The following is a 24661-nucleotide window of genomic DNA, read 5'->3' on the forward strand; positions in this document are numbered from 1 at the left end:
ACCGGGGAAAGAGCAGATGCTACTTTAAAATCAGATACTTATGCAATGCGCATCGTGATTTGAATAGAATTGAACGCGTCATTTCAATGCACGAGAGACAAGATTGCATCGATATTTCAAACATCATTCGCCAACCGCAGCGTTGGTGGAATCTTTATTTCTATGCCATGATGGTCAATCAGCCACGCTCATGCCGAAACATGAGACAATCATCTTCGATATCCATTATTCGCAAGATTCAAATCAAACGAAATACTTTGGCGCTGGCATGGCTTCAAGGCTGCGACCAGTATGCGATCATCGAGCCGCCCGCCCCTGACCGGCGACGTCCGGCCAACAGGACATGGTCATGACCACCGAAACCGGCGGGACGCCGCTCCTTGCCAGACTCACGAGAGGTCTCGGCTTTCTCGCGCTATGGCTGATCCTGATGGGCCCCGCCCTGAAGGATCTGCCCATCGGCCTGATTGCGGCAGCCGCCGCGACCTGGACAAGCACGGCGCTTTGGCCGGAAGGCGGAAACCTATCCGCTTCTGGCCTCATGCGCTTCCTGATCCGCTTCGTGCCGCAATCGGCCGTCGCAGGCGTGGATGTCGCGCGCCGTGCCTTTGCCCCGCAGCCGGCCTTGTCGCCAGGCTTTGTCACCTATCGCACCGCGCTGCCTCCCGGCATGGCCCGCAGCGCCTCATGCGCGGTCATGAGCCTCCAGCCCGGCAAGTTGCCCGTCGCGGTGGATGCGGATGGCACGCTTCACATCCATTGCCTCGATCTGCGGGAACCCGTGGCGGAACAGATCGCCGCTGATGAAGCAGCCTTCTGCGGCACGCTGCAGAACGGGGGCGATCATGGCTGATCTCTTGACCGGAGCGGCGCTCTTCATCCTGGTGGTCACGGCGCTCGGGCTGTTCAAGGTCCTGCGCTCCGAGATCGCAGCCGAGCGCATGATGGCCGTTCAGTTGCTGGGCACGGGAGGCGCTGCCGCGGTGCTGCTGCTTGGCGCCGCGAGCAGTTCTCCGGCCATGACGGATGTCGCCCTGCTGCTGATGCTGCTGGCCGCCGTCTCCTGTGCGGCCTTCGCATTCGGGCAGCCCAGCCTCGGCCCCGACGCATCCGAGCAGGCGGAGGACGAGGCGTGACGTCGCTCGCCAATGCCTTCACGCTCATCGCCGTCGGCTGCGGCGCCCTTCTGTTTCTTGCCGGTACGCTCGGCCTGCTGCGTTTCCCCGATACGCTCAGCCGCCTTCATGCGCTGAGCAAGGCCGACAATCTGGGGCTCGGATTGATCGTGCTTGGGCTCCTGCCGCAGGCCGCGAGCTTCACCGGTGGACTGAAGCTGGTCTGTGTCTGGCTGCTGGCCCAGATCTCGGCCGCGACGGCGAGCCAGTTGATCGCCGGGGTGCTCTATCGGCGCAAACTCCGCCCATGACCCTGCTCCTCGATCTTGCCCTCATCGCCGGGCTTCTCGCGCTGGCCGTCCATGTCGCCAGGGCGAGCGACGACCAGAGCGCGATCATCGGCTTCATCGCTTTCGGGCTGCTGCTGGGAGTGGGCTGGACGCGGCTAGCGGCCATCGACGTTGCCATGACCGAAGCCGCGATCGGCGGCGGTGTCACCGGGATGCTGCTGCTTCGGGCCGAAGCCCGGCTGCGGGAGCGCTCGTCGCAGGCGCGATCAGCCGGCAGAATCACCAAGGCCGCCGCCGCCATCGGCTGCACGGTGGTGGCGGCTGGCCTTGCGCTCGCCGTGCTTTCCTTCCCCTCGCCCGCCCCGACACTCGCACCTGCCGCTGCCGCGGCGCTGGACGCGACCGGCCTCGGCAATCCCGTGACGGCCGTCCTGCTGGCCTATCGGGCGCTGGATACGCTGCTCGAAAAGGTCGTCCTGCTGCTTGCCCTCCTGGGGGTGTGGTCGCTGGCGCCCGATCAGTTCTGGGGTGGCGCGCCAGAACTGAGGAGGGCGGACGCGCCGCAACCCTTTATCTACCTCGCCCGCATTCTACCGCCCTTTGGCGTGCTGATCGCCGTCTATATGTGCTGGGTGGGGGCCGACGCGCCGGGCGGGACTTTCCAGGCTGGCACCGTGCTTGCCGCGATGTGGCTGCTCGTCATGCTGGCAGGCCTGCGCCCCGCCCCCGAGACGAGGCGGACGACGCTGCGGCTTCTGCTTGTCGGAGGCCCGGTCTTGTTCTTCACGGTCGGTTTCCTCGGCTTTGCGGTGGCCGACGGCTTCCTCTCCTATCCAGAGGGCGCAGCGAAACCCATCATCGTCGGCATCGAGGCCGCGTTGACAGCATCAATCGCCCTGACGCTTGGCCTGCTCGTGGCCGGCCCCTCCGGAAGGGCTCCCGTCCCATGAGCCTTGCGTCCCTCGACTCCGCCACCCTGTTTGGCCTGACCGGCGCAGCGCTGGCCGGTATCGGCCTGTTCATCGTGATCGCCCATGCCGGCCTCCTGCGCCGGATCGTCGGGTTCAATATTCTCGGTGCCGGCATCTTCCTGGTCTTTGGCGCGGCGGCGCGGCGCGGAGCAGCCGCCGGCTTTTCGGGCGACCCGGTTCCGCAGGCCATGGTGATCACGGGCATCGTCGTCGCGTTCTCGGCGACTGCCCTTGCCGTCGCGCTGCTGCAACGCCTGTTCGATCTCACCGGCCGGGAAAGCCTGGACGCGCCGGCGGCCGGCGACAAGCAGCAGGCCGAGCCATGACCCCTCTCGCGCCCGCCTCCGTTCACCTCGCCACCCCCGGCGGCTATCTGCTGGTCCTTGCCGTGACCTTGCCCGTCCTCGGCGTGCTGGCCATGATGGTCGTCGCTCCTCGCCATGCGAGGCAGGTTTCGCTTGTGACCATGGCCGCCGGCCTCGTCACCGCGCTCGCCATCGTGGTCGAGTTGATCCGGACCGGCAGCGCGCTCACCTATATCGTCGGCGGCTGGCTGCCACCGCTCGGAATCGCACTGCGCGCCGACGGGCTCTCCGCGACCATGATCGCGGTGACGGCGGTGGTGATCACGGCGACAGCCCTGTTTGCGCGGGACCTCTACGCGCTCGCCCCGAAGACGCAGGACGGCCGGGCCCCGACGACCTTCTGGGCATTGCTGCTGGCGATCTGGAGCGCACTGAACGCGGTCTTCGTCGGCGAAGACCTGTTCAACCTCTATGTCGCTCTCGAACTGCTGACATTCGCGGCGGTCCCGCTGGTCTGCCTGGACGGCCGTGCCGAGACCGTCGCAGCCGCGCTGCGCTATCTGATGTTCGCGCTGCTCGGATCCCTGCTCTACCTGCTCGGGACAGGGCTCATCTATGGCAGCTACGGAACGCTCGACATCCAGACGCTGTCTCACCTGAGCGAGGGCGGGCCGGCCCTCTGGGTGGCGCTTGCCCTGATGATCGTGGGGCTTCTCGCCAAGGCAGCCCTGTTTCCGCTGCATCTCTGGCTGCCGCCCGCCCATGCCGGCGCACCCGCAGCCGCGAGCGCGGTCCTCTCGGCTCTCGTCATCAAGGCGCCAGTCTTCCTGATCCTGCGTCTCGTGCTCGACATCGCGCCCCCGCAGGCTGCGATCCTGGCCGGGCAGATCCTGGCGGTTCTCGGCGCGTCCTCGATCCTGTTCTGCAGCGTGATGGCGCTTCGCCAGGCGCGGCTGAAGCTGATGATCGCCTATTCGACCGTGGCGCAGATCGGCTATCTCTTCATCGTCTTCCCGCTCGCAGCCGGAAACGAGGCGCAGCCTCCCTGGGAAACCATCGCCTGGACCGGAGGCGCCCTTCAGCTGGTTTCTCACGCACTCGCCAAGGCCGCGATGTTCCTTGCGGCCGGCGTCATCGCCGAGGCCTTTGGCCATGACCGGATTGCCGATCTCGGCGGATTCGGCCGCGTTCTCCCGATCAGCGCGGCGGCCTTCGGCCTCGCCGGCCTGTCCCTGATGGGGATACCCCCGAGCGGTGGTTTCATTGCGAAATGCCTGTTGCTGACGGCCGCGGTGCTGAACGGCCACCCATGGCTCGCGGCCACCATTCTGGCTGGTGGCCTGCTCGCAGCGGGCTATGTCTTTCGCGTCGTCGACCGCGCCCTGGCGACACCGGCAATCGCGCTCGTCGCACAGAAGCCGATCCCGCGCCGCCTCGAACTCGTGGCCCTTGTTCTGGCGCTGGCGGCCGTGCTGCTTGGTTTCGTACCGCTCGAGCCCTTCGGCTTCCTGCAACTGGGGCGCTCGGGTGCCATGACGGCGGTGACGCCATGAACGCTTCCGGCCTGCTTCTTGCCGCTTCGGTGCTCCTGCCGCTCGCCATGGCGGCCTGCTGCATCGTCGGACGCCTCCGGGCCCGCGCGCTGTCGCTGCTCGTTGTGGCGCCCCTGCCAGCCTTGCTCGCGGCGCTTCTGGTGCCGGACGGAACCTCGGCCTTCTTCCCGCCGCCATTCCGGATGTCGCTCGTGCTCGACCGGCCGGGTGCAATCCTGCTCGGCGGCGCCGCCCTGCTCTGGAGCGCAGCGGGCGCCTTCGCGTCGTCCTATATGGGCCGCGAGCCGGCGGCTGCCCGCTTCGCCGTCTGGTGGCTGCTGACGCTGACAGGCAGCCTCGGCCTCTTCATCGTCGGCGATATCGCGAATTTCTACCTGCTCTTCACGCTGGCGAGCCTCGCCGCCTATGGGCTGATCGTGCATGAGCAGAGCGCGCGGGCTCACAGAGCCGGCGTCGTCTATGTCGTGCTGGCACTGCTCGCAGAGGCGTTCCTCCTGCTGGGCTTCGTGATGCTCGCAGCCGGCCACCCGGACGCCAATCCTGCGATCCGGGACGTGGTCGCGTCCCTGCCGTCATCCCCGATGCGCGACAGCATCACCCTCCTGCTCATCCTCGGCTTTGCCTTGAAGATGGGCCTCGTGCCGCTGCATGTCTGGTTGCCGCTCGCCCATCCCGCCGCTCCGATGCCCGCTTCCGCCGTGCTCAGCGGCGTGGTCGTCAAGGCGGGCGTGATCGGCTTGATCCGCTTTCTGCCCTTCGAAACCGGCCTGCCGTTCTGGGGCAACGTGCTGATCGCGGCCGGCATCGTCACCGCGTATTTCGGCGTCATCGTCGGTGTGACCCAGACGCGCGCCAAGACCATCCTGGCCTACTCGACGGTCAGCCAGATGGGCCTGCTCGCCGTGCTCCTCGGTGTCGGGCTCGACAATGCCGATACCGGGGCGACGAGCCTCGTTGCCTATTATGCCGTGCATCACACGCTGGTGAAGGGTGCCCTCTTCCTGGCGGTCGGCATTCTGGCTGCGACCGGCGGGGCGTGGTTGCGGCCTGTCCTGCTACTCACCGGTCTTCTGGCGCTCAGCCTCGGCGGCATGCCCCTGACCAGCGGCGCGCTGGCCAAACTCGCGACCAAGCCGATGCTGGGTTATGGCTATGTCAGCCTCGCCATGGCGCTGGCCGGCGCCGGCAGTACGCTGCTGATGCTACATTTCCTCTCGATCGTGGCACGCGACGCGCGGGAGAATTCCCCGTCCTCCGCGCCTCCCGGACAGCTCCTCCCCTGGCTGACGGTCGCCGCCGCATCGCTGGTGATCCCGTGGATGCTCTATCCCGCGATTGCGGGCGAGAGCATCGCCAGCCTGCTGCAGCCCGCCGCGCTCTGGAAGGTCGTCTGGCCCATGCTGCTGGGGGCGCTTGCCATGCTGCTGGTTCGCCGCATCACGAAGCTGCCTGGCTCCATCCCCGAAGGCGATATTGTCGTGCTGGCAGAAGCCGGCACCTCCGTCGTTCACCGCCTCGCTGCCGGGGTCGAGCAGGCAGACGCCCTGCTGCGCCGCTGGTCGGTGGCGGGTCTGTCGCTCATCGCCGTGGCCGTATTGCTGGGTGCGCTGATGTTCCGAGCCTGAGCCAAAGCGGGTCTGTGCGCTCTGGCGCCCCGGCCATGGTCGGATACAGTGCCCGGCACCCCTCTTTCTGCTGCGGAGCACATGACCCGGCTTCGATGAACGACAGGACAGCGGAGGCCTCGTGCCATGGCCGCTTTGACACACATCATCTCAAGACTGGACCAGACTTGACCCCGATCGAGAGCACCGCCGTCGTCACCGTGATCACGATTGCCCTGTTCGCCTGGAACAGGCTGCCGGTCATTGTCGTGGCTATTGGAGCCGCGCTTTCGCTCTGGGCGACCGGCGCCGTCACGCTGGAGCAGGCTCTTGCCGGATTTGGCGATCGCGCGGTGCTGTTCATCGCCAGTCTCTTCATCGTCAGTGCCGCGCTCGAGAAGACGGGCGTGACCGCCTGGGCAGGACAGCTCTTGATCGCCAAGGCGGGCGAGAACAGGCGAACCCGCCTGCTGATCATCATCATGACGGCCGTTGGCTGCCTGAGCGCCCTGATCAGCGGCGGCGGCGCGGTGGCAGCCCTGATGCCGGTCGTGGTGATGGCCGCGATCCGGCTGCGCCAATCCCCGTCGCAGCTCCTGATGCCACTGGCCTTTGCGGCCCATGCCGGCTCGAACCTGCTGCTCACCGGTGCCCCGAAGAACATCCTGGTCTCGGAAGCGCTGGAAGATGCCGGGTTGCAGGGCTTCGCCTTCGCCGAGTTCGCCCTCGTCGGCATTCCCCTGCTCGCCGGCACGATGGCGATCATCCTGCTCTTGGGAAAGCGCTTGCTGCCCGAGCAGAGCAGAGCGCGCTTGCCCGCCGACTTCAGCCGCCACGCCCAGACGCTGGTCGAGCACTACGGACTGAGCGACGGCGTCTTCCGGCTGCGCGTACGCGCCACCTCGTCCTATATCGGGAGTGCACCCGCTGCCCTGGACTTCGCCGGCGATCAGCGTCTCACCTTGATGGCCGTTCAGGCCGGAGATTCCGGCACGCCATTGCGCGCGCCGGCGATCTCGGAAGGCGACTACCTGCTCGTGAAGGGCGATGCGGCAGCCGTCGCCGATCTCGCTGCGGAGAAGCACCTCGCCTTGCGCGAGGACGGAGGCGACGACGAGGCCGGGCCGAGCCTGTTCAACCGCCGCTCCGGCCTTGCAGAAGTCGTCATCCCGCCGCGCTCGGCCCTCATCGGACGCGCGATGTTCCCCGGCATGATCACCGATAGCGGCGATCTCGTGGTGCTGGCGGTGCAGCGGGCCGGCGTCGATCTCGAACCCGACGATGTTCTTCAGGCTGGCGACACGATCCTGCTGGAAGGCAGCTGGAAAGCACTCGACCTGCAGCTCACGGACCCCGACATCCTGGTCGTCAACTCGCCCGATCTCGTCAGGCGCCAGGCGGTGCCGATGGGCGCCGGAGCCGGCGTCGCCGTCGCAGTGCTGGCCTGCCTCGTCGTGCTGCTTGCCACGGGCATCGTCCCGCCTGCCGTGGCCGGGCTCGTCTCGGCCTGCCTGCTGATCCTCACGGGCATCGTCACGGTCGAGCAATCCTACCGGGCCATCAACTGGACGACGGTGATCCTGGTCGGGGCGATGATGCCGCTCTCCACCGCCATGGTGCAATCGGGCGCCGCACAGCTCGTCGCCAATTACCTCGTTGCGCTCACCGGCGATGCCGGGCCGGTCGTGTTTCTCGCGGGCCTTTTCGTGCTGACCGCAAGCCTCGGCCAGATCATGAGCAACACGGCCACCACGATGCTGGTCATTCCCATTGCCATGGCGGCGGCCACTGGCATGGGGGTCTCGCCCCGCCCGATCCTGATGAGCCTGTGTATCGCAGGGGCGGCGTCCTTCATGACGCCGATCGCGACCGCGACGAACATGATGGTGATGGGCCCCGGCGGCTACAGCTTCAACAGCTACTGGAAGCTCGGGACGCCGCTGATGATCTGGTTCTTCATCATGGCGGTGTTCTACGTGCCGCTGATCTGGCGGTTCTGAACTCCCGGGCGGTCCGAACGCGGACCGCCGGCCATGATCCAATCGGCGTGGAACTGGCGCCGGCGTCGCCTATCGCGTGACGGGCACGGGAGGAGATGCGGACGCCGCGCCGCGCAGCGGTTCGTCGATCCGGTCGATCAGATAGGGAAAGAACGGGTTTGAGGACATCCGCAGCAGCGAATCGAGATTGACGATCAGGGTGCCGCGCTCTCCGCGGGCGGCCACCGCCCCAAGCTTGATGCCGAAATCCTCCGCCGGATCGGGTTTGAGGCCGTAGAGGCCATCGGTCACGGGGAATGGCAGGGCGACATGCGACAGTGAAAACACGTCGAAAGGATAGGACAATCCGAGGTCCCGCACGGTCTCGGCCGAGGCGCCGGCCTCGGTCACCCGTTCGACGACATCGCTCGAATCCTCGCTGGCATTGGTGATGATCGACACCCGGAAATTCCGCGGCGGTGCCGGCAGCATGCGGCTCAACAGCGTGTCTGAAGCCGAGCTCAGCAGCGGCCCGAACTTGGTCGAACGGTTCAGGTCGAACAGGACGAGCTCGCTGCCATTCGCCGGCAGATGGGCATAGAGCGAGGTGATGATCGCCCGCGTGCTCACGGTGAAATCCATCACCGACTGGAAGCTGATGAGCGGCGCCAGGTCCTTCAACCGGTTTTCCCGCGCCAGCCGCAGGATCTTCTGCTGCAGGGCGTTGGTCAGCAGATGCGACTGCCGTGCGCCGTTGACCGGAAAGGAATTGTACTTGAACGGGTTGAACTCGGGCAGAACGCTGAGCCAGGCCGCCTTGGCGAAAGCCGGCAGGATGGCTGGCAGGCCGGCAAGCCCGGCGAAGCGTGCGAAAGCCGTGATCCCGATCATCGGCGAGATCAGGACGAGACGGTCCGGCCGCGCCAGTTCCTTGTTCTCGAGCGCTTCGAGCGCATACATCAGCGCAAGCGCGCCGCCATTCGAAAAGCCGACGAGATGCAGCGGCGCGGCAGGCCCCACTCGCTTTCTCGCCTCCCTGACGGCGAGACGTGTCGCAGCCAGCCAATCCTCCCACTCGATCTCGGTCAGTCCGGCCGGCACCGTGCCATGCCCGGGCAGCCGGATCGCGATAGCGACGAAACCACGGTCACGATATTGCCGCGCGACGTGGCGCAGGCTGTAGGGCGAATCCGTCAGCCCGTGCAGGAACACGGCCACGCCAACCGGCTTGCCCTCCGGCTCCATGACATAGGAGCGGTTCCAATCTTGCTTGAAATGCTCGGGATGGATCGCGCTGCCGTCGAAATAGCGATTAACCGGAACACGCTCCTCGGGGGCGAGCTTTTGCGTGACCTCCGCCCGCACGCCCGCGAAGGCTGCCGCCTCCGCCTTGAGATAGTCGTCCCAGCTGCCGCGATCGAGTTCCTTGATCGAGAGTTCATGCGGCACATAGGTGTGCCAGGGCTCAAGCGGCGCGCCGCGCTGAGTGTCGTAGATGCGCAGCCCGAGCAGGGACAGGGCGACGATCGCGAGGACAATACCCCCGCGCTTCAGCGTCTTGCCGATGAAACCGCGCATGCCTGAAACCTTCGAGAACCTGTTCCGCCGATGATACGCCGAACCGGGAGGTCAGGCAGCGGCCTTCCGGGCGGCGAGCGCGATCGCGATATAGGCCCAGCCGGCGAAGAGCAGCGAGACCCCCACCAGCGTGCCCGGCGCATAGATGCCGCCATAGGGCAGCCGCATCGCCAAGGCGACACCAACGACGATCGTGATGATGCTGGACAGGAACATCCAGCCTACGCCGCTCTGCGAGCGCATCTTGATGGCGAGCCCGAGCTGGGCGAGGCCTTCTGCGATCAGCACGAGTGCGATCACCAGGGTGATGGCGATCGCCCCCTTCATCGGGTTGAAATACACCAGAATGCCGCCCAGCAGTTCGATCATCCCGACCAGCAGCTGCCAGACGAAGCCGCTCCACTCCTTGACCATGAAGGACTGGACCACCTTGAATGCGCCGGCGACAGCCAGGATCAGACCAAGGAACAGGGTCACGGCCATGGTCGAGATGGCGGGGCTCGCGATCGCGATGATCCCGCAAATCACGAGTGCGATCCCGAGCGCGATGATCTTGCCCGACATCAACCGAACGAGGCTGTGGTCGGACCTGCTTGAATTCTGGGCCATGAGTTGCGCAATCCATCGCTGTAGCTGCAAGCGACGGCATTGCCGCCGAGACCGCCAGCCGAGCCGGCAGACAGTCGCAACCGGGCCATGCCGTCAGGTGCAGTTATGCCGCGCAAGGTCCCGGCACGGATCAGCAGGGAATCCCAAAGCTAGTCAGGGAATCCCGTTTTCATGGATTTTGGTAGGCGGCGGCCCGGGTGTGCTGACGCAATGCCGCGACAGACGCCCTGGACCGCGATCAGGCACATACTGGTGGCCTCACGCACCGACCTTCGCCAGGACGTCGGCGCGCAGGAAGCGCTCGATGAACAGCATGAACAACACGGACGGAACGAGCAGGATCAGCGCCGTAATCGACGCGACCTGGTAATTCCCGCCCATCGCCGCGTTGTAGAGCAGCAGCGGCAATGTCGTGACCTGCGGTACGCCGACGAAGAAGGTGCCGGTGAATTCATCGAGCGATTCCAGGAACACGAAGATGCCGCTGGCGATGATGCCAGGTGCAGCCAGCGGCAACGTCACCGTGGCGAAGGTGCGCAATGGCGAGGCGCCGATATTGCGGGCCGCCAGTTCCAGGTCCTTGTCGACGGCCGCGAAGGCCGCCGCTGCGATCCAGACGGAATAGACGAGGCCGTGAGCGGCGTGGACGAGGACCACGGCAAAGACCGTGCCGTTGATGCCGATCTGGTAGAAAACGCGCGCGACGTTGATGTAGATCGCGACTGACGGGAAGGCCTGCGGCAGCAGGAACATCACCATGAACAGGGCTCGCACCGGCAGCTTCAGCCGCGCCAGCGCATAGCCAGCCGGGATCGAGAGCGCGAGCGCGACGATGACCGTCAGCACCGCGATCCATACGCTGGTGCCGAGCGAGGCCATGGCATCGCCGGTCGGACGGAAGACCTGCTCCCAATAGCGGGTGCCATAGGTCACCGGCAGCTTGTAGGGCGTGTACCAGCGTTCGGCGACCGACCACAGGGCAAGGTTCGCGAGCGGGCCGCTGAGCACGAAGGCGAAAGCGGTGAGAACAGCAGCCGCCAGCGCCGCCCTCGCTGTGGAGACGAGCCGGATCATGGCGCGGCCTCCTTCGACATGCCGCGTTTCAGGTAAAGGATCGCGGCCCCCGCACTGATGAGATAGGTGATGACGCCCAGCGCATTGGCGGTGGCGTAGTCGCCATAGGCGTTGATGCGAAAAGCCATGTCGACGGTCAGCATGGTCGGCTGTGAACCGGACACCATCATCGGCACGGACAGCACCGAGAGCATCGTCACGAAGGACAGGACCAGCGCGACGAGGAGGGTCGGCATCACCTGCGGCAGCGCCAGCTCCACCAGCACCCGAAGGCGCGAAGCGCCGAGATTGCGGCCGGCTTCGAGCGTCGCCCGATCGATCGACGCCAATGCGCCGGCCAGCAGCAGGGCCACGAACGGCGTCTGCTTCCACACGAAGGTCGCGATGATGCCGCGCCAGTCGAGAAAGCTCGTCGCGCTCAGCGGGTCCATCAGGCCAAGCGAGACGAAGGTGTTGTTCATCAACCCGTTCTTGGCGAGGAAGGTCCGCATGCACTGCGCAGCGACGATGAAGGGGATGAAGAGCGGCCAGCGATAGAGCGCCTTCAGTGTGCCCACGACCCATCTGTTTTCGCCGAGAGTCAGCGTTCCCGCGATGGCGATCGCCGCCAGCGCGGTCAGCAGGCAGGAGGTCAGCACGATGATCACCGTGAAGACGATATCGCCGGAGTAGAGCTCGAAGGCCTTGGCGAACCATTCCAGCGTCAGGGAGCCGTCCGGCCGCGTGAAGGCCGAAATCAGCGAGAAACCGAGCGGGTACAGGAACAGAGCCGCGACGAGGAGCAGGCCCGGCGTGATCAGGATCAGCGCCAGCTGGCGTTGGGACATGGGCAGGTGCGCCGACCGAGAGGAAAGGTGGCCCGACTTGCGTCGGGCCAGGAGATGGCTTGAACGCCTCAGTTCGCGACCTTCTTCTCGTAACCTTCGAGAATGTCGTTGAAATAGGGCGCGATCGGGAACGCCTTGGCGTTCTTGGACAGGTCGGTCGGGGTGATGTCGGTGAACAGCTTGTTCCAGGCCGCCTGATCGAGCTTGCCTTCAAGGTTCTTGGCGTCGATGCCCGGATACCAGTTGAACTTCTTCACGATGCCGTCCGCCTGCACCTGCGGGCTGGTGGCGAGCGCGATGAACTCCTCGGCGAGCTTCCGGTGCGCGGTCTTCTCCGGCACGGCGTAGTACATCGGCTGGCCCGGCATGCCGGGGGCCGCGAGCTTCAGCTTCATGTTCGGCGGCAGCTTGCCGTCCGCCTGCCAGGAATAGAACATGTCGACCCAGACCGGCCCGATGGCGATCTCGCCGCGGTTCAGCATGTCGAGCGTGCCGGCATTGCCGGGCGTGATCACGACGCTCTTGTTGAAGTCCTTCAGGTCGGCAAGCGCGCCATCCCAGGTCGCCTTCACTGCAGGATCATACGGTCCCTTGATCAGCTTGTCGGCGTCGCCGCCGAAAGCGTAGACCCAGCCCGCCACGAAGGCGACGCCGGACATGCCGCCCTTGATGCCGTTATAGCCGAACTGCTTGGGGTTCTTCTTGGCCCAGTCCTTCAGCTCGGCATAGGTCGCAGGAGGCGATTTCAGCATGTCGGCATTGTAGGCAAGCGCGGTCTGCGACTGGAACATCGGGATCACGAAGCCGGAAACGTCGGCGCCGAGCGAGTTCTTCGCGGTCTCGCTGGAGACGAGCTTCGCAGTGTCGACCTTGTCGGTATACTTGGCGAGGAGACCTTCCTTCACCATCGTGCCGGCCGCTTTCTGGTGGATGACGACAACATCGAAATCCGAAGCAGCAGCGCTCTTCTGGGCGTCGAGCTTCTCGAAGATCTTCTGCGATCCGGAATCGCCGGCGCCGGTTCCGACGGAGACGACCTTCACGCCGGGATGCGACTTCTCGAACATCGGCCCGAGATAGTCCTTCACGTAGTCGACCATGTTCTGGTCGCCGGCGGTGGCGACGTTCAGGGTCTGAGCGGACAGCGGCGTCGCCACCATCAGCGCTGCAATCGAGCAGGCAACTGTAAGAATGCGCATGAGCTGACTCCCTGTCAGGCGGCGATCCCGGCCTCGGATGCCGGGAAGATGTGGAGGCGCTGCAGCGGAATGCGCAGGCCGACTTTCGTTCCGAGTTCGTGACGGGCAGCGTCGTCGACCGTGATCTGGCGGCCGGCGGCTTCGACCCGGTAGCGGTAGACTCCGCCGGGATAGGCACGAGCGGCGATGCGTCCTGGCACCAGCAGGTCGTCGGAGGCTGGGGCGTCGGCCGCATCGAGGCGCGCGACATCATCCCGGAAATAGGCGACGGCATCTCCAGCAGGCAAAGTATCGAATGCCTCGGCCGCGATCTGGGCCGTGGCATCACCCGCCCTAAGCGAGGCGCCGCTCTCGGAGCGCTCGACATGCAGAGGAAGGACATTCTCCGCCCCCATGAAATTCGCGACGAAGGCCGTAGCCGGGCGATCATAGACCTCTTCGGGCGTGCCGACCTGCGCAATCCGCCCTGCCTGCATGATGACGAGCCGGTCGGCCATGGTCATGGCCTCCTCGCGATCATGCGTGACATGGACGGCGGTCAGGCCAAGACGCTGCTGGATCGCGCGGATCTCGTGGCGCATCGTCATGCGGATCTTGGCGTCGAGATTGGAAAGTGGCTCGTCGAGCAGCAGGATGCCCGGATCGATCGCCAGCGCCCTGCCAAGCGCCACACGCTGACGCTGCCCACCCGAGAGCGCCGTGACCTTGCGGCTTTCGTACCCCGTGAGACCGAGGAACTCGAGCATGGATGCGACCTTGGCGGCGATCTCGGACTTGGACGCACCACGCAGCTTCAGCCCATAGCCGATATTCTGCAGCACCGTCATATGCGGCCAAAGCGCATAGGACTGGAAGACCATCGCCATCCCGCGCTTCTCCGGCGGCAGTGACGCGACATCAGTGCCGCCGACGATGATCGAACCGGACTGCACCGGCACGAATCCGCTGAGCGAGCGCAGCAACGTGGTCTTGCCGCAGCCGGACGAACCGAGAAGCGCCGTGAAGCTGCCGGGCGTGAAATCGAGGCTGACGCCGTGCAGCACCCGCGTGCCGCCATAGGCGACATGCAGGTCACGCACGCTGATGGCCGCGCCGCTGCGCGCCCTGTCCGGCACTCCCACTTGCAAAACGCCTTCTCCCTTGCGCGACCTTTTTCCAGCTCAATGGAATATCTCTTCCATTTTCTGAACCGCTTGGAATAAACATAACGAACACTCGCGCCGATGTGCAACAGGTTTATGAAGGCTTGATGTCACCCCAAATCCATTCGATCTGGCTTATGCCGAGCGCCGAGGACGGCGCGTTCCTCGCCGGCCTGGTTGCGGATCTCGCCGGCCGCTTCGGCGCGCCGCTGTTCACGCCACATCTGACGGTCAAGGGAGACACGGATCTGCCCATCGCCGCGCTCGCAGGCGGGATCACGGAGGCCGCTGCCACGGTCCCGGCCTTCCGGGAAGCTGTCGCCGCGATCGAAACCAGCGACGCCTATTTCCGGTCCTTCTATGCGCGCTTTCACACCAGCCCGCCGCTGGCGCTGCTCAAGCAGCGACTGGACAGCGACATGGCTGGCAGTTTCATGCCGCATGTCTCGTTGCTCTATGGCCCCGTCGCGCCCGCCCCGAAGGTTTCTGCCGCGGCCGAATTCCAGCGCATGCTGACGGGGAGGACGATCATCTTCGACCGGCTCTGCGTGGTTCGGTCGGGCCAGGATATCCCCATCTCCGAATGGGCCGTGATCGAGACAGCGGAGCTTGGGAAGACGGGTCTCTAAAGCGGAGCCTCGGTACGCCGATCGGCTCCCGCCGTCACATCATCGATCATCCCTCGGGGCGGCACCGCGAGCAAAAAAGTTCGGCCGGCGGATATCGTAAGCAGATCGTCGGATGGAGCGCCTCGGGCGGCGGCGTCACCTGGGATGGCCTGGAGCTTCCGCGATGAAGCGGCTCAATCCGAGCGGGCAAACGACATGCGAACGAGCGTCAAGCCAGCGTTCCTCGCAAAACTGAGTTCACCGTCATGGGCGCGTGCGACTTCTGCGGCGATCGATAGGCCGAGCCCGGACCCCCTGGAGTGTCCGCCCTTCTCGAAGGGTTTGGTCAGTGTTTCCGCCAGCTCGACCGGGAAGCCGTCGCCATCGTCGCCAACCTCGATCCAGGCGCTCCTCGTGTCCGCCGAGACCGTCAGGGACAGCCTCGTACGCGCGCCATGGACGAGTGCGTTGTCGATGAGGTTGGCAAGCGCCTCGCGCAGGCTCACCGCGTCGCCGTCGATGACCGGAGCCGAGGGCGCCGGCGTGAAGGAAATGTCGACCTCGCGCGGCAGCGAAAGTGGAACGGCCTTGGCGAGAACCGCTTTTGCCAGTTCGTTAAGATCGACCGGCGCGGCGCGTGCCGCGTCGGCGCGGTGGATGACCATCGCATGGTCGAGCAACTGACTGGTGAGACGCGCCAACTCGGTGGTGCGCTCGCGAACGCGGGCGATATGTTCCGCGCGGCGCTTCAAGGGGCTCGCGCTCGACAGGATCTCGACCTGTGCGTCGAGTGCGGCGAGCGGCGTGCGAATCTGATGGGCTGCATCGGCGATGAAGCGTTGCATCACGGCCATGCGATCGGAAAGTCGGCGCATGAAATCGTCGATGGCATGGACGAGGTTGCGGATCTCGATCGGCGGCTCTGTCTGGATCGGGCGCAGATCGTCTGGGCGGCGGCGTGCGATCTCCAGTTCGATCCGAGTCAACGGCTTCAGGGCGAGGCGCACCGCGAAGCCCGTCGCCAGCAAAGCGAGCACGCTCATCGCGGCAATGACACCAAGCGCCTTGAGAGTGAGATCGCGCGCAAGCGCGGCTCGGGCATCGATCGTCTGCGCCACCACGATGGTCGCCCAGCCACCGAGCCTCGCATCATCGATTTGGCGGGCGACCGTCGCGATGCGCACGGGCTGCCCCTGAAAGGAGCCATCCTCGAGCACGACACCACTGCGCGCGGCCGCCGGCTCGGCTCCTGAGGCAAGATCCTCATAGCCGGCAACCACCACTCCGCGCGGATCGACCACCTTGTAGAAAACCAGATCATAGGCGGAGAGTGTCGCAATCGCGGCAACAGGCGGATCAAGCGCGACGACGCCACCCTGGACATAGACATTTTCCGCGATCTGGATCGTGCCGCCGCTGAGCAGCCGATCATAGGCCTGCTCTGCCGCGATCGTCGCCGAGTGCCATGCGGCGACGCCAAGCACGACCGCGCCGAGCCCCAGCACCGCCGACAGAACGACGATGATACGGACCCGCAGCGAGAGGAGAAGGTCACGTCGCAGCAAGCTGATAGCCCAGACCGCGCAAGGTTCTGATCTCGATGGGGGCATCCGCGAGCTTGCGCCGCAGGCGTGCCACGAATTGCTCGACGGCGTTCGGACTCGGTTCCTGATCGAAGTTGAAGAGTTGCTCGACCAGTTCCTCCTTCGGCACGATCCTGTCCGGCCGCGCCGCCAGGATCTCGAGAACCGTCAGTTCGCGGCGCGTCAGGTTGAGCGGCCGGTCGCCGATGCTCGCGACCCGGCCCGCGCGATCGATGGTGAGAGGACCGACACGCAGCATATTGTCGGAAAGTCCTGCGCTGCGTCGCAGCAAGGCGCGGGAGCGCGCCTCGAGTTCGCGGAAGTCGAAGGGCTTGGTCAGGTAGTCATCTGCGCCGAGATCAAGCGCGCTGACCCGTTCGTCGACGGCCGAACGCGCGGTGATGACCAGCACCGGTGTCTTCTGACGCCGCGCACGCAGATTCCTGAGCAACGCGAGCCCGTCCTCGCCCGGCAAGGTCAGGTCGAGAATCACGAGATCATAGGCCTGCACCTGGAGCAGCTCGGCAGCGGTACGCCCATTGGCTTCCCAGTCGACGGCGTGACCGATCTTTTCGAACCGCATCACGATGGCCTCGGCAATATCGGCGGTGTCTTCGACGACAAGAACGCGCACGGCCGGAACATCCTTCGTCGGAGTCAGGTCAGAGTCAGTTTCGAACGCTACTAACACGGCAAGCGCCACAAGTGCGCAGGGAAACGAAAGCAAGGGAGGGCCGATGCACGCCCCATTTGATATCAGCGCCGCCACGCCACTTCTCTCCGTCGAAGGCGTCACGCTGCAGTACAAGACCCCTGACGTCGTCGTCACCGCGACGCGGCGCGTCTCCTTCGATGTCTACCCGTCCGATCGCTTCGTCCTGCTCGGACCGTCCGGCTGCGGCAAGTCGACCCTGCTGAAGGCGATCGGCGGCTATCTGAAGCCGGTCGAGGGCCGCATCAGCCTCAAGGGGCGCGAGGTCACCGAACCCGGTCCGGACCGGATGATGGTGTTCCAGGAATTCGATCAGCTTCTGCCCTGGAAGACCGTTCTGGAGAATGTCGTGTTCGCGCTGACCGCGAGCGGACGGGCGTCCGCGGCGGAGGCCGAAGAGCGTGCGAAATCCTATATAGACAAGGTCGGGCTGACGAAGTTCATCGACAGCTATCCGCACATGCTCTCGGGCGGCATGAAGCAGCGCGTCGCGATTGCGCGCGGCATGGCCATGGAGCCGGATGTGCTGCTGATGGACGAGCCCTTCGCCGCCCTGGACGCGCTGACCCGCCGCAAGATGCAGGACGAGCTGCTGCGGCTGTGGGACGACACCCGCTTCACCGTGCTCTTCGTGACGCATTCGATCGAGGAGGCGATCCGCGTTGGCACCCGCATCCTGCTGTTGTCGCCCCATCCGGGCGAGGTCAAGGCCGAGCTCAACAGCGTGCCGCCGGAGGAGATGGGCACCGGCACGCAGGCCGCGCTGGAGACCCGCATCAACGACATGCTCTTCGCAGCGCATTGAGAGGAACGACCGACATGACCGATCTTCTCACCTTCCGCCCCGAGATCATTCGCGAAGTCCATTCGAGCGATGCCCCGGTCATCGCCAAGACGCTCGGCCTCGTCGAGCGCGTCTATCGGCTCGGGTTCGTGCGCAAGGCGCTGATCCTCGCCGTGCTCGCCATTGCCTGGGAGGCCTATGGCCGCTGGCTCGGCAATCCGTTGCTGTTTCCGACCTTTGGCCAAACGGTCGAGGCCTTTATCGACAACATCGCAAGCGGCGTCATCCCGCAGCGCATGCTGGTTTCGCTACAGACCCTGGTCATCGGCTACGGCATCGGCATCGCGCTGGCCGCCTTGCTGACGACAGTGGCGATCGGCTCGCGCATCGGGGCCGACCTGCTTGAGACATTGACTTCGATGTTCAATCCCCTGCCGGCAATCGCACTCTTGCCATTGGCATTGATCTGGTTCGGGCTCGGCTCGGGCAGCATCATCTTCGTGCTCGTGCATTCCGTGCTCTGGGCGATCGCGCTGAACACACATGCAGGCTTCCGCTCGGTGTCCAACACGTTGCGCATGGTCGGCCAGAACTACGGCCTGCGCGGACTGAAGCTCGTTCGCCTCATCCTCATCCCCGCGGCCTTCCCGGCGATCCTGACCGGCCTCAAGGTCGGCTGGGCCTTTGCCTGGCGCACGCTGATCGCGGCAGAGCTCGTCTTCGGGGTGTCGTCGGGCTCGGGCGGCCTCGGCTGGTTCATCTATGAGAACCGCAACCAGCTCGAAACGGCGAATGTCTTCGCCGGGCTCTTCACGGTGATCCTGATCGGCCTCTTCGTCGAGAACATCATCTTCGCGACGATCGAGCGCAAGACGATCCGGCGCTGGGGCATGCAGCACTGACGACCGCTTTCAAGAGACCGAACGGCCACCACTCAGAGGGAGAACATCCAATGGCATTGAAGACTGTCCTGCGCGCCGCCTTCACGGTTGCCGCGCTCAGCCTCCCGCTCGCCGGCCCGGCCCGCGCCGAGGTCAGCGAAGTCCGGATCTCGAAGGGCTTTGGCATCCTCTATCTGCCGCTGATCGTGATGCAGGACCAGCAGCTCCTCGAGAAGCGCGCCAAGGCCGCTGGCCTCGGCGACGTCAAGGTCAACTGGCTGATGCTCGACGGCGGCAATGTCATCAACGACGCGATGATGGCGGGCACGCTCGACTTTGCCGGCACCGGCGCGCCGGGCTTCGTCACGCTCTGGGCCAAGGCCAAGGGCATTCCCAATGTCGAGGTGGTCGGCGTCTCCGGCATGAGCTCGACCGCGCTCTGGATGATGGCCAACAAGCCTGAGCTCAAGACACTCAAGGATTTCACGCCAAGCGACAAGATCGCGTTGCCCGGCATCAAGACATCGCTTGCCGCCGTCGTGCTGCAGATGATCGCGGCCAAGGAATTCGGCGCCGAGAATTATGCCAAGATGGACCCGCTGACGGTCAGCCTGCCGCATCCGGAGGCGCTGGGGGCGCTGATCGGCGGCAAGACCGAGATCAAGGCGCATTTCACCTCACCGCCCTTCCAGTACATCGAGGCCAAGGCGCCTGGCGTCCACCGTGTGCTCAACTCGGTCGACTATCTCGGCAACATCACACTCGACGTCACCTTCGCCCCGAAGAGGTTCGTCGACGCCAATCCGAAGATGACGCAGGCCTTTATCGACGCGATGGACGATGCCACGGCGCTGATCGCCAAGGACAAGAAACTGGCCGCCGAGATCTTCGTCAGGAGTTCCAAGGTCAAGGTCGAGGTCGCCGAAGTCCAACAGATGATCGAGGATCCCGACGCGCGCTTCTCGGCGACACCGACCGGCGTCCTGCAGTTCGCCGAGTTCATGCACAAGGCGGGTTCGATCAAGGTCAAGCCCGCCAAGTGGAGCGACATGTTCGTCCCACAGCTGACGGCCCGCTCGGGCAGCTAGCCCCCGCAATGGCTCATCGCCGGCCGCATGATGCCCGGCGATGAGCCTCGATATCGCCGCCGGGGGCTGAAAGATGCCGCCACAGACGGCGGAAAGCTGCCCCCAGGCAGCGGCATCGGTTTCGCGCCGCGACTGAAACCGTGAGCGGAGCTCCCGCAATCTCCGCCGCCCGCGCGACGATGACAGCGGTTGTCACACGCCCGGCGACCTGATCACCTTGAAGTCGCGGAACGCGCCAGCCCTATGACGGCCTCATGGTCTCCGACATGGTACGGCGCATCATGTCGCGTAACGCATTGGCGCTGCGGTAGCCGGCGGTTCGGGCGGCCTGTCGCAATGGAACCCCATCGGCCTGGAGCGTCAGCGTGTGAAGCATGCGCAGGCGACGCCGCCATTCGGCAAAGCTGAGCCCCGTCTCGCTTCGGAACTGGCGCGTAAAGGTGCTGCGGCTCACTCCGACATGTTGGGCCCAACCGTCCAGATCGAGATCCAGCGACGGCTTCTGGATCATGTCGCGACAGAGTTTCCGCAACCGCATGGCGTGCGGCATGGGCAGGGCGATGTGGATTTCCGGCGCCTTGGCGATCTCATCGACGACGAGCGCCGCGAGATGCCCGCCGCGCCCCGCGACATCATAGAGCAGCGGGCCGGTCGCAAGCGACTTCATCGCGACATCGAGCAGATCGGAGACCGCGATGACGCGGCACTCGGCCGGGAGGGCCGGGCCAAGAGCCTCATCTGTGAAGAACGCGGCTCGCATCTCGCAGCAGCCGAAGCCGGCGAGCTCATGGGGGATGTCGGCGGGCACGAGCAGCGCATAGCCCGATGGCACCGTCCAGGTACCGGTTTCGGTGCTCAGGACCAGCAATCCGCCCGACGCATGGAGCAGTTCGGTGCGGCGGTGGCTATGCCAGCGCGTCCTTGCGCCACTTGCGAAGGATTGATGAAGCACGGTGACGGGGCGCGCGGCGTTTCCTCGTCGAGCGGCAAGCGATCGATGGTCGGGAGCGCATTGTGACCCGAAATCGCCTCTTTCATTCAAACCGTTCCTCAAGAGATCAAATTTGACCCGATCACTGTCAATTATGATCCGTGCTCGCAAAAGGGGCAATGATATAATAATGGAGATCGATTCCAGTTTAAAATCAATCTAAATTGACTTCAACTGAACGATTATAAGTAGATATCGAATACATCTCTATCAATCGGCAGATATTACATGATCGATACGGTCGAAATTCTGAGAAAATTATTGGAAGTCACTCGTTTTCGTCACACCTGTCGCATCGGTATTTCTGTCACGCTATCGCTCGTCGCATTTGCAACATCTGGTATGGCGCAAGGTGTGCCGCCCACGAGTTCTCCTTCCATCCAACTCGATACCATCGACGTTCACGGCCAGGGCGAGAACGCGGCCGGCCCGGTCAGCGGCTATGTCGCGACCCGCTCGGCCACGGGGAGCAAGACCGATACGCCCATCCTGGAAATCCCTCAGACCATCAACGTCGTGACGGCGGACCAGATCAGGGCGCAGGGCGCTCAAACTGTCAGCGAGGCGCTCCGCTATACCGCCGGTGTCAGAGGCGAAACCTATGGTGCCGCCTCGAAATTCGACAGCTACACGCTCATCCGGGGCTTCAAGGCGGATCTCTTTCTGGACGGGATGCGCCTTCCGGACGGCAGCGCCACCACGGATTGGACCACATCGGTCATCGAGCCCTACGGGCTCGAACGCATCGAGGTCCTGCGAGGGCCCTCCTCGACGCTCTACGGCCAGAGCGGCCCCGGTGGACTGATCAACATGATCAGCAAGCGACCGCTGGCAGCGCCGTTGCGTGAAGTCCAGATTCAGACTGGCAGCTTCGGCCGGCTCCAGGGCGCGTTCGATCTCAGCGGCCCTGTCGATCCGCAAGGCAAGCTCCTCTATCGCCTGACCGGGCTGGGGCGCCTCTCTGAAACGCAGACCGACTTCATCGACGACGATCGGCTGTTCATTGCACTGGCTTTGACGTGGAAGCCGACTGACGCCACGACGCTGACCGTTCTCGGCCAGTATCTGCGTGAGCGCGACGGCAAGACGGGCTTCAACTATCTGCCGACCTCCGGCACGCTCTCTCCCAATCCGGTCAATCGCCGCCTGCCATTCAGCCGCTATGCCGGGGAGCCAGGCTTCGACCGGTTCGATCGCGATCAGACCTCGGTTGGCTATGCCTTCGAGCACCGGTTCAGCGGCAATCTGAGTTTCAGCCAGAACCTGCGCTACACCGATAACAGCATCTATCTGCGCGGACTGAACCGTAATGGTGAGCTGCTTGCCGACAACCGCACCCTGAACCGCGCCGCCTTCCGCATCGACGCAGCCACGCGGGCCCTGACCCTCGACAACCGCCTGGAAGGCCGCTTCCAGACCGGCGCCTTGTCGCACACGGCGCTGCTCGGCCTCGATTACCGCAGCGAAAACAGCCAGTACGATGTCGGACGCGGCCCGGCCAGTTCGATCCAGATCTTCAATCCGATCTATGGCTCGCCCGTCGTCGACCCGGGCATCAATTTCCAGCGCAAGGATGCGGAACTTCGCCAACTCGGGATCTATGCACAGGACCAGATCAGGTTCGATCGCTGGATCGCCACGTTCTCGGGTCGGCACGACTGGGCCGATACCAAGACCAGGACCTATAATGTCGGACCGGGCACGACGGTGCGAAGCTCGACCGATGATCGCGCCTTCAGCGGTCGCGCCGGCCTGAGCTACGTCTTCGACAGCGGATTTGCGCCCTATGTCAGCTACGCGACCTCGTTCCAGCCGACGGCGGAGACCGATTTCGCCGGGGCGGCCTTCAGGCCACTGACCGCGCGTCAGTATGAAGCGGGGATCAAATACCAGCCCAACGGCATCAATGCCTCGCTGACCGCGGCAGTCTTTGACATCCGTCAGCAGAACACGCTGACGCCCGATCCCAATCCCGCGCGTTCGTTCGCCCGTGTCCAGCTTGGCGAGGTCTCGGTGCGCGGCTTCGATGTCGAACTGCGCGCGCAGCCGGTGGAGGGGCTCGGCCTGATCGCTTCCTATGCCTATCTCGACACTGAAATCACCCAGAGCACCGTCGTCACCGATATCGGCAAGCACCTGCCGAGCGCACCGGGCCATCAAGGCTCAATCTGGGCGGATTACACCGTCCAGGCTGGCATGTTCGAGGGATGGGGGATCGGCGGCGGCGTCCGCTATGTCGGCAGCACCTATGACGCCGCAAACACCGTCAGGATTCCGCCCTACACGCTGGTGGACGCAAGCCTGCAATACGATCTCGGAAAACTCGCTCCGTCGTTCAGCGGCGCCAAGCTCTCCGTCATCGCCAAGAATCTCTTCGAAACCTACTACGTCACGCAATGCGGCAACGTACCGGGCTGCTCGCTCGGCGCGCGGCGCACCGTTCTGGCAACGCTCAGCTACCGGTGGTGAGGCGCATGCGCAGGAATGGATGCCGGCCCGGCTCGATGACGCCCCGCGAATTGTCCCGCTCCCTGGCGTCCATGATGCTGGCGGCCGTGCTGCTGGTGCTGACAGCCCTTGTCGTGCCCGCCCAGGGGCAGATCAGCGTGATCGATATCGCCGGGCGCGAGGTCGTGCTGTCGCAGCCGGCGCGGCGGATCGTGCTGGGAGCCTGGGTCAGCCTTGATGCCTTGTCCCTGCTCCATCCTGACCCGGTCAGCCTGCTCGCCGGCTGGGCCAACGGAGGGGCAAACGGAATCCAGCCGAAGATCCTGCGCAGCAGGTTCCCCGCGATCGACACGGTGCCCGTGATCGGCCGCGACGCGTTCGAGACGATCTCCGCCGAAGCGATCATCGCCCGACAGCCCGACCTGCTTGTCCTGAGCAAGTTCGATGCCTTCCGGTTTGGCGCAAGCAGCGCCGAAACGCCGGCGCTGAACCAGATCGAGGCCGCCGGCATTCCCGTGGTGATCGTCGATTTCTTCCTCGAGCCATTGCGAAACACCGAGCCGAGCCTGCGAGCACTCGGGCGCCTGATCGGGCGTGAGGCTCAGGCTGATGCCTATCTGACCTTCTATCGTGAGCATCTGAAGGCGATTGAGGCACAGCTTCAAAGTGCGGGAAAGACCACGCCCTCGGTCTTTCTGCATGCCTTTGCCGCCCGCCCCGACTGTTGCTTTTCGGCGGGGCCGGGAACCATCGATGGCTTCATCCGGTTGGCCGGCGGGCACAATATCGCGGCCGAGACGCTCACCACTCCCGTTGGCCAGCTCAGCATCGAGCACGTTCTCACGCGCAATCCCGATGTCTACATCGCGACTGGTATCTCCGACCAAGCCGATGCGGCAGGGTTTGCCCTCGGCCCAGGTGTTTCACCGCAAACGGCCGCAGCCGGATTTGCGCGGCTGCTGGAACGGCGCAATCTCGCCCCGATGGCGGCGATCACGCGGAAACGAGCCTTCGGCCTGTGGCATCTCTTCGTCCATACACCAGTTCACCTCGTCGCGATCGAGGCCATGGCGAAGTGGCTGAGGCCCGATGTCTTTAATGCCCTGAATCCCGGCAAGACTCTGGAAGAGATCAACGCCCGCTTCCTGGCTGCGCCGCTGGTCGGCACGTTCTGGGTGGAATCCAGGGATATTCCGGAGCACCGGTCCGGCAGACCTTAGATCGCCGTGCGTTCTACCGGACACAAAGTGGCCATCTATCTCTTTGTGTAGCATCGGATCGGATATCGTATCCGGCCCGATGATCTTACCTCCTGTGTTT

23 protein-coding genes are annotated in these 24661 nt (G+C 64.8%); 14 read left to right on the forward strand and 9 right to left on the reverse strand.

All coding sequences use genetic code 11. The annotated features are described in order from the left end of the window. The first annotated feature begins 349 nt into the window (after positions 1-349). The 8 genes from BIWAKO_RS08025 (at position 350) to BIWAKO_RS08060 (ending at position 7838) form a co-directional block, all read left to right on the forward strand. Entirely contained in the window at positions 350-853 is a 504-nt protein-coding gene (locus BIWAKO_RS08025; protein WP_069882275.1) for a Na+/H+ antiporter subunit E, read from the forward strand. Next, positions 846-1136 (forward strand): monovalent cation/H+ antiporter complex subunit F, encoded by a 291-nt coding sequence (locus BIWAKO_RS08030; RefSeq protein ID WP_069878164.1) that lies wholly within the window; start codon positions 846-848, stop codon positions 1134-1136. The genes BIWAKO_RS08025 and BIWAKO_RS08030 overlap by 8 nt, the downstream gene beginning before the upstream one ends. Next, positions 1133-1426: a monovalent cation/H(+) antiporter subunit G gene (locus tag BIWAKO_RS08035; protein ID WP_069878166.1), complete on the forward strand. Its 294-nt coding sequence runs from the start codon at positions 1133-1135 to the stop codon at positions 1424-1426. Before BIWAKO_RS08030 ends, BIWAKO_RS08035 begins: the two co-directional genes overlap by 4 nt. Further along, complete coding sequence (locus tag BIWAKO_RS08040) at positions 1423-2355, forward strand: MnhB domain-containing protein (RefSeq protein WP_069878168.1); 933 nt, start codon at positions 1423-1425, stop codon at positions 2353-2355. Before BIWAKO_RS08035 ends, BIWAKO_RS08040 begins: the two co-directional genes overlap by 4 nt. Next, the gene (locus BIWAKO_RS08045) at positions 2352-2702 is read left to right on the forward strand and encodes an NADH-quinone oxidoreductase subunit K (RefSeq protein ID WP_069878170.1); all 351 of its coding nucleotides are present in this window, start codon (positions 2352-2354) and stop codon (positions 2700-2702) included. The genes BIWAKO_RS08040 and BIWAKO_RS08045 overlap by 4 nt, the downstream gene beginning before the upstream one ends. Continuing rightward, entirely contained in the window at positions 2699-4234 is a 1536-nt protein-coding gene (locus BIWAKO_RS08050) for a complex I subunit 5 family protein (RefSeq protein ID WP_069878171.1), read from the forward strand. Before BIWAKO_RS08045 ends, BIWAKO_RS08050 begins: the two co-directional genes overlap by 4 nt. Then, positions 4231-5859, forward strand: coding sequence for a complex I subunit 5 family protein (locus BIWAKO_RS08055; protein ID WP_069878173.1), 1629 nt, complete (start codon positions 4231-4233; stop codon positions 5857-5859). Before BIWAKO_RS08050 ends, BIWAKO_RS08055 begins: the two co-directional genes overlap by 4 nt. 167 nt (positions 5860-6026) lie before the next feature. Next, entirely contained in the window at positions 6027-7838 is a 1812-nt protein-coding gene (locus BIWAKO_RS08060) for an SLC13 family permease (protein WP_069878175.1), read from the forward strand. A gap of 69 nt (positions 7839-7907) precedes the next feature. On the opposite strand, the gene BIWAKO_RS08065 is transcribed toward BIWAKO_RS08060, so the two are convergent. The 6 genes from BIWAKO_RS08065 to BIWAKO_RS08090 form a co-directional block, all read right to left on the reverse strand. Then, a complete protein-coding gene (locus BIWAKO_RS08065) occupies positions 7908-9395 on the reverse strand; it encodes an alpha/beta hydrolase (protein ID WP_069878177.1) in 1488 nt (495 codons plus the stop codon). A 51-nt stretch (positions 9396-9446) separates the two neighbouring features. Further along, on the reverse strand, positions 9447-10004 hold the full coding sequence (locus tag BIWAKO_RS08070; RefSeq protein ID WP_084651218.1) for an HdeD family acid-resistance protein: 558 nt from the start codon (positions 10002-10004) through the stop codon (positions 9447-9449). Positions 10005-10262: 258 nt separating this feature from the next. After that, complete coding sequence (locus BIWAKO_RS08075; protein WP_069878178.1) at positions 10263-11078, reverse strand: ABC transporter permease; 816 nt, start codon at positions 11076-11078, stop codon at positions 10263-10265. Beyond that, a complete protein-coding gene (locus tag BIWAKO_RS08080; RefSeq protein ID WP_069878180.1) occupies positions 11075-11905 on the reverse strand; it encodes an ABC transporter permease in 831 nt (276 codons plus the stop codon). Before BIWAKO_RS08080 ends, BIWAKO_RS08075 begins: the two co-directional genes overlap by 4 nt. Before the next feature lie 68 nt (positions 11906-11973). Then, positions 11974-13104 carry an ABC transporter substrate-binding protein gene (locus tag BIWAKO_RS08085; RefSeq protein ID WP_069878182.1) on the reverse strand — a complete coding sequence of 377 codons (1131 nt, stop codon included), beginning with the start codon at positions 13102-13104 and terminating at the stop codon, positions 11974-11976. Positions 13105-13118: 14 nt separating this feature from the next. After that, positions 13119-14219 (reverse strand): ABC transporter ATP-binding protein, encoded by a 1101-nt coding sequence (locus tag BIWAKO_RS08090; RefSeq protein WP_244523377.1) that lies wholly within the window; start codon positions 14217-14219, stop codon positions 13119-13121. Between the two features lie 134 nt (positions 14220-14353). On the opposite strand from BIWAKO_RS08090, the gene BIWAKO_RS08095 reads away from it, so the two are divergent. Next, positions 14354-14875, forward strand: a complete 522-nt coding sequence (locus BIWAKO_RS08095; protein ID WP_141740019.1) for a 2'-5' RNA ligase family protein — start codon at positions 14354-14356, stop codon at positions 14873-14875. 173 nt (positions 14876-15048) lie between these two features. On the opposite strand, the gene BIWAKO_RS08100 is transcribed toward BIWAKO_RS08095, so the two are convergent. Together BIWAKO_RS08100 and BIWAKO_RS08105 are read right to left on the reverse strand one after the other, a co-directional pair. Further along, positions 15049-16419, reverse strand: coding sequence for a sensor histidine kinase (locus tag BIWAKO_RS08100; protein WP_244523378.1), 1371 nt, complete (start codon positions 16417-16419; stop codon positions 15049-15051). After that, positions 16406-17071 (reverse strand): response regulator transcription factor, encoded by a 666-nt coding sequence (locus BIWAKO_RS08105; RefSeq protein WP_069878187.1) that lies wholly within the window; start codon positions 17069-17071, stop codon positions 16406-16408. Before BIWAKO_RS08105 ends, BIWAKO_RS08100 begins: the two co-directional genes overlap by 14 nt. A 103-nt stretch (positions 17072-17174) precedes the next feature. Between BIWAKO_RS08105 and BIWAKO_RS08110 the strand changes: the two genes are divergently transcribed. The 3 genes from BIWAKO_RS08110 to BIWAKO_RS08120 are packed head-to-tail and all read left to right on the forward strand — an operon-like array spanning position 17175 to position 19902. After that, a complete protein-coding gene (locus BIWAKO_RS08110) occupies positions 17175-17954 on the forward strand; it encodes an ABC transporter ATP-binding protein (RefSeq protein ID WP_069878189.1) in 780 nt (259 codons plus the stop codon). A gap of 14 nt (positions 17955-17968) precedes the next feature. After that, the gene (locus tag BIWAKO_RS08115; RefSeq protein WP_069878191.1) at positions 17969-18835 is read left to right on the forward strand and encodes an ABC transporter permease; all 867 of its coding nucleotides are present in this window, start codon (positions 17969-17971) and stop codon (positions 18833-18835) included. Positions 18836-18885: 50 nt separating this feature from the next. Next, complete coding sequence (locus BIWAKO_RS08120; protein WP_069878193.1) at positions 18886-19902, forward strand: ABC transporter substrate-binding protein; 1017 nt, start codon at positions 18886-18888, stop codon at positions 19900-19902. Positions 19903-20143: 241 nt separating this feature from the next. Here BIWAKO_RS08120 and BIWAKO_RS08125 read toward each other — a convergent pair whose 3' ends face one another. Then, a complete protein-coding gene (locus BIWAKO_RS08125) occupies positions 20144-20854 on the reverse strand; it encodes an AraC family transcriptional regulator (protein ID WP_069878195.1) in 711 nt (236 codons plus the stop codon). 381 nt (positions 20855-21235) lie between these two features. Between BIWAKO_RS08125 and BIWAKO_RS08130 the strand changes: the two genes are divergently transcribed. Together BIWAKO_RS08130 and BIWAKO_RS08135 are read left to right on the forward strand one after the other, a co-directional pair. Then, on the forward strand, positions 21236-23362 hold the full coding sequence (locus BIWAKO_RS08130) for a TonB-dependent siderophore receptor (protein ID WP_069878197.1): 2127 nt from the start codon (positions 21236-21238) through the stop codon (positions 23360-23362). Between the two features lie 5 nt (positions 23363-23367). Continuing rightward, a complete protein-coding gene (locus tag BIWAKO_RS08135; RefSeq protein WP_176733282.1) occupies positions 23368-24561 on the forward strand; it encodes an ABC transporter substrate-binding protein in 1194 nt (397 codons plus the stop codon). The last annotated feature ends 100 nt before the right edge of the window (positions 24562-24661 follow it).

It is taken from the genome of Bosea sp. BIWAKO-01 (assembly GCF_001748145.1).
GTDB lineage: Bacteria > Pseudomonadota > Alphaproteobacteria > Rhizobiales > Beijerinckiaceae > Allobosea.

Excerpts from the sequence above, each read along its gene's own strand:
- BIWAKO_RS08055 (WP_069878173.1), top strand. The coding sequence starts at position 4,231 with ATGAACGCTTCCGGCCTGCTTCTTGCCGCTTCGGTGCTCCTGCCGCTC.
- BIWAKO_RS08115 (WP_069878191.1), top strand. The coding sequence starts at position 17,969 with ATGACCGATCTTCTCACCTTCCGCCCCGAGATCATTCGCGAAGTCCAT.
- BIWAKO_RS08120 (WP_069878193.1), top strand. The coding sequence starts at position 18,886 with ATGGCATTGAAGACTGTCCTGCGCGCCGCCTTCACGGTTGCCGCGCTC.
- BIWAKO_RS08135 (WP_176733282.1), top strand. The coding sequence starts at position 23,368 with ATGCGCAGGAATGGATGCCGGCCCGGCTCGATGACGCCCCGCGAATTG.
- BIWAKO_RS08130 (WP_069878197.1), top strand. The coding sequence starts at position 21,236 with ATGGCGCAAGGTGTGCCGCCCACGAGTTCTCCTTCCATCCAACTCGAT.
- BIWAKO_RS08080 (WP_069878180.1), bottom strand. The coding sequence starts at position 11,905 with ATGTCCCAACGCCAGCTGGCGCTGATCCTGATCACGCCGGGCCTGCTC.
- BIWAKO_RS08095 (WP_141740019.1), top strand. The coding sequence starts at position 14,354 with ATGTCACCCCAAATCCATTCGATCTGGCTTATGCCGAGCGCCGAGGAC.
- BIWAKO_RS08040 (WP_069878168.1), top strand. The coding sequence starts at position 1,423 with ATGACCCTGCTCCTCGATCTTGCCCTCATCGCCGGGCTTCTCGCGCTG.
- BIWAKO_RS08085 (WP_069878182.1), bottom strand. The coding sequence starts at position 13,104 with ATGCGCATTCTTACAGTTGCCTGCTCGATTGCAGCGCTGATGGTGGCG.
- BIWAKO_RS08070 (WP_084651218.1), bottom strand. The coding sequence starts at position 10,004 with ATGGCCCAGAATTCAAGCAGGTCCGACCACAGCCTCGTTCGGTTGATG.
- BIWAKO_RS08075 (WP_069878178.1), bottom strand. The coding sequence starts at position 11,078 with ATGATCCGGCTCGTCTCCACAGCGAGGGCGGCGCTGGCGGCTGCTGTT.
- BIWAKO_RS08025 (WP_069882275.1), top strand. The coding sequence starts at position 350 with ATGACCACCGAAACCGGCGGGACGCCGCTCCTTGCCAGACTCACGAGA.
- BIWAKO_RS08045 (WP_069878170.1), top strand. The coding sequence starts at position 2,352 with ATGAGCCTTGCGTCCCTCGACTCCGCCACCCTGTTTGGCCTGACCGGC.
- BIWAKO_RS08065 (WP_069878177.1), bottom strand. The coding sequence starts at position 9,395 with ATGCGCGGTTTCATCGGCAAGACGCTGAAGCGCGGGGGTATTGTCCTC.
- BIWAKO_RS08110 (WP_069878189.1), top strand. The coding sequence starts at position 17,175 with ATGCACGCCCCATTTGATATCAGCGCCGCCACGCCACTTCTCTCCGTC.
- BIWAKO_RS08050 (WP_069878171.1), top strand. The coding sequence starts at position 2,699 with ATGACCCCTCTCGCGCCCGCCTCCGTTCACCTCGCCACCCCCGGCGGC.
- BIWAKO_RS08030 (WP_069878164.1), top strand. The coding sequence starts at position 846 with ATGGCTGATCTCTTGACCGGAGCGGCGCTCTTCATCCTGGTGGTCACG.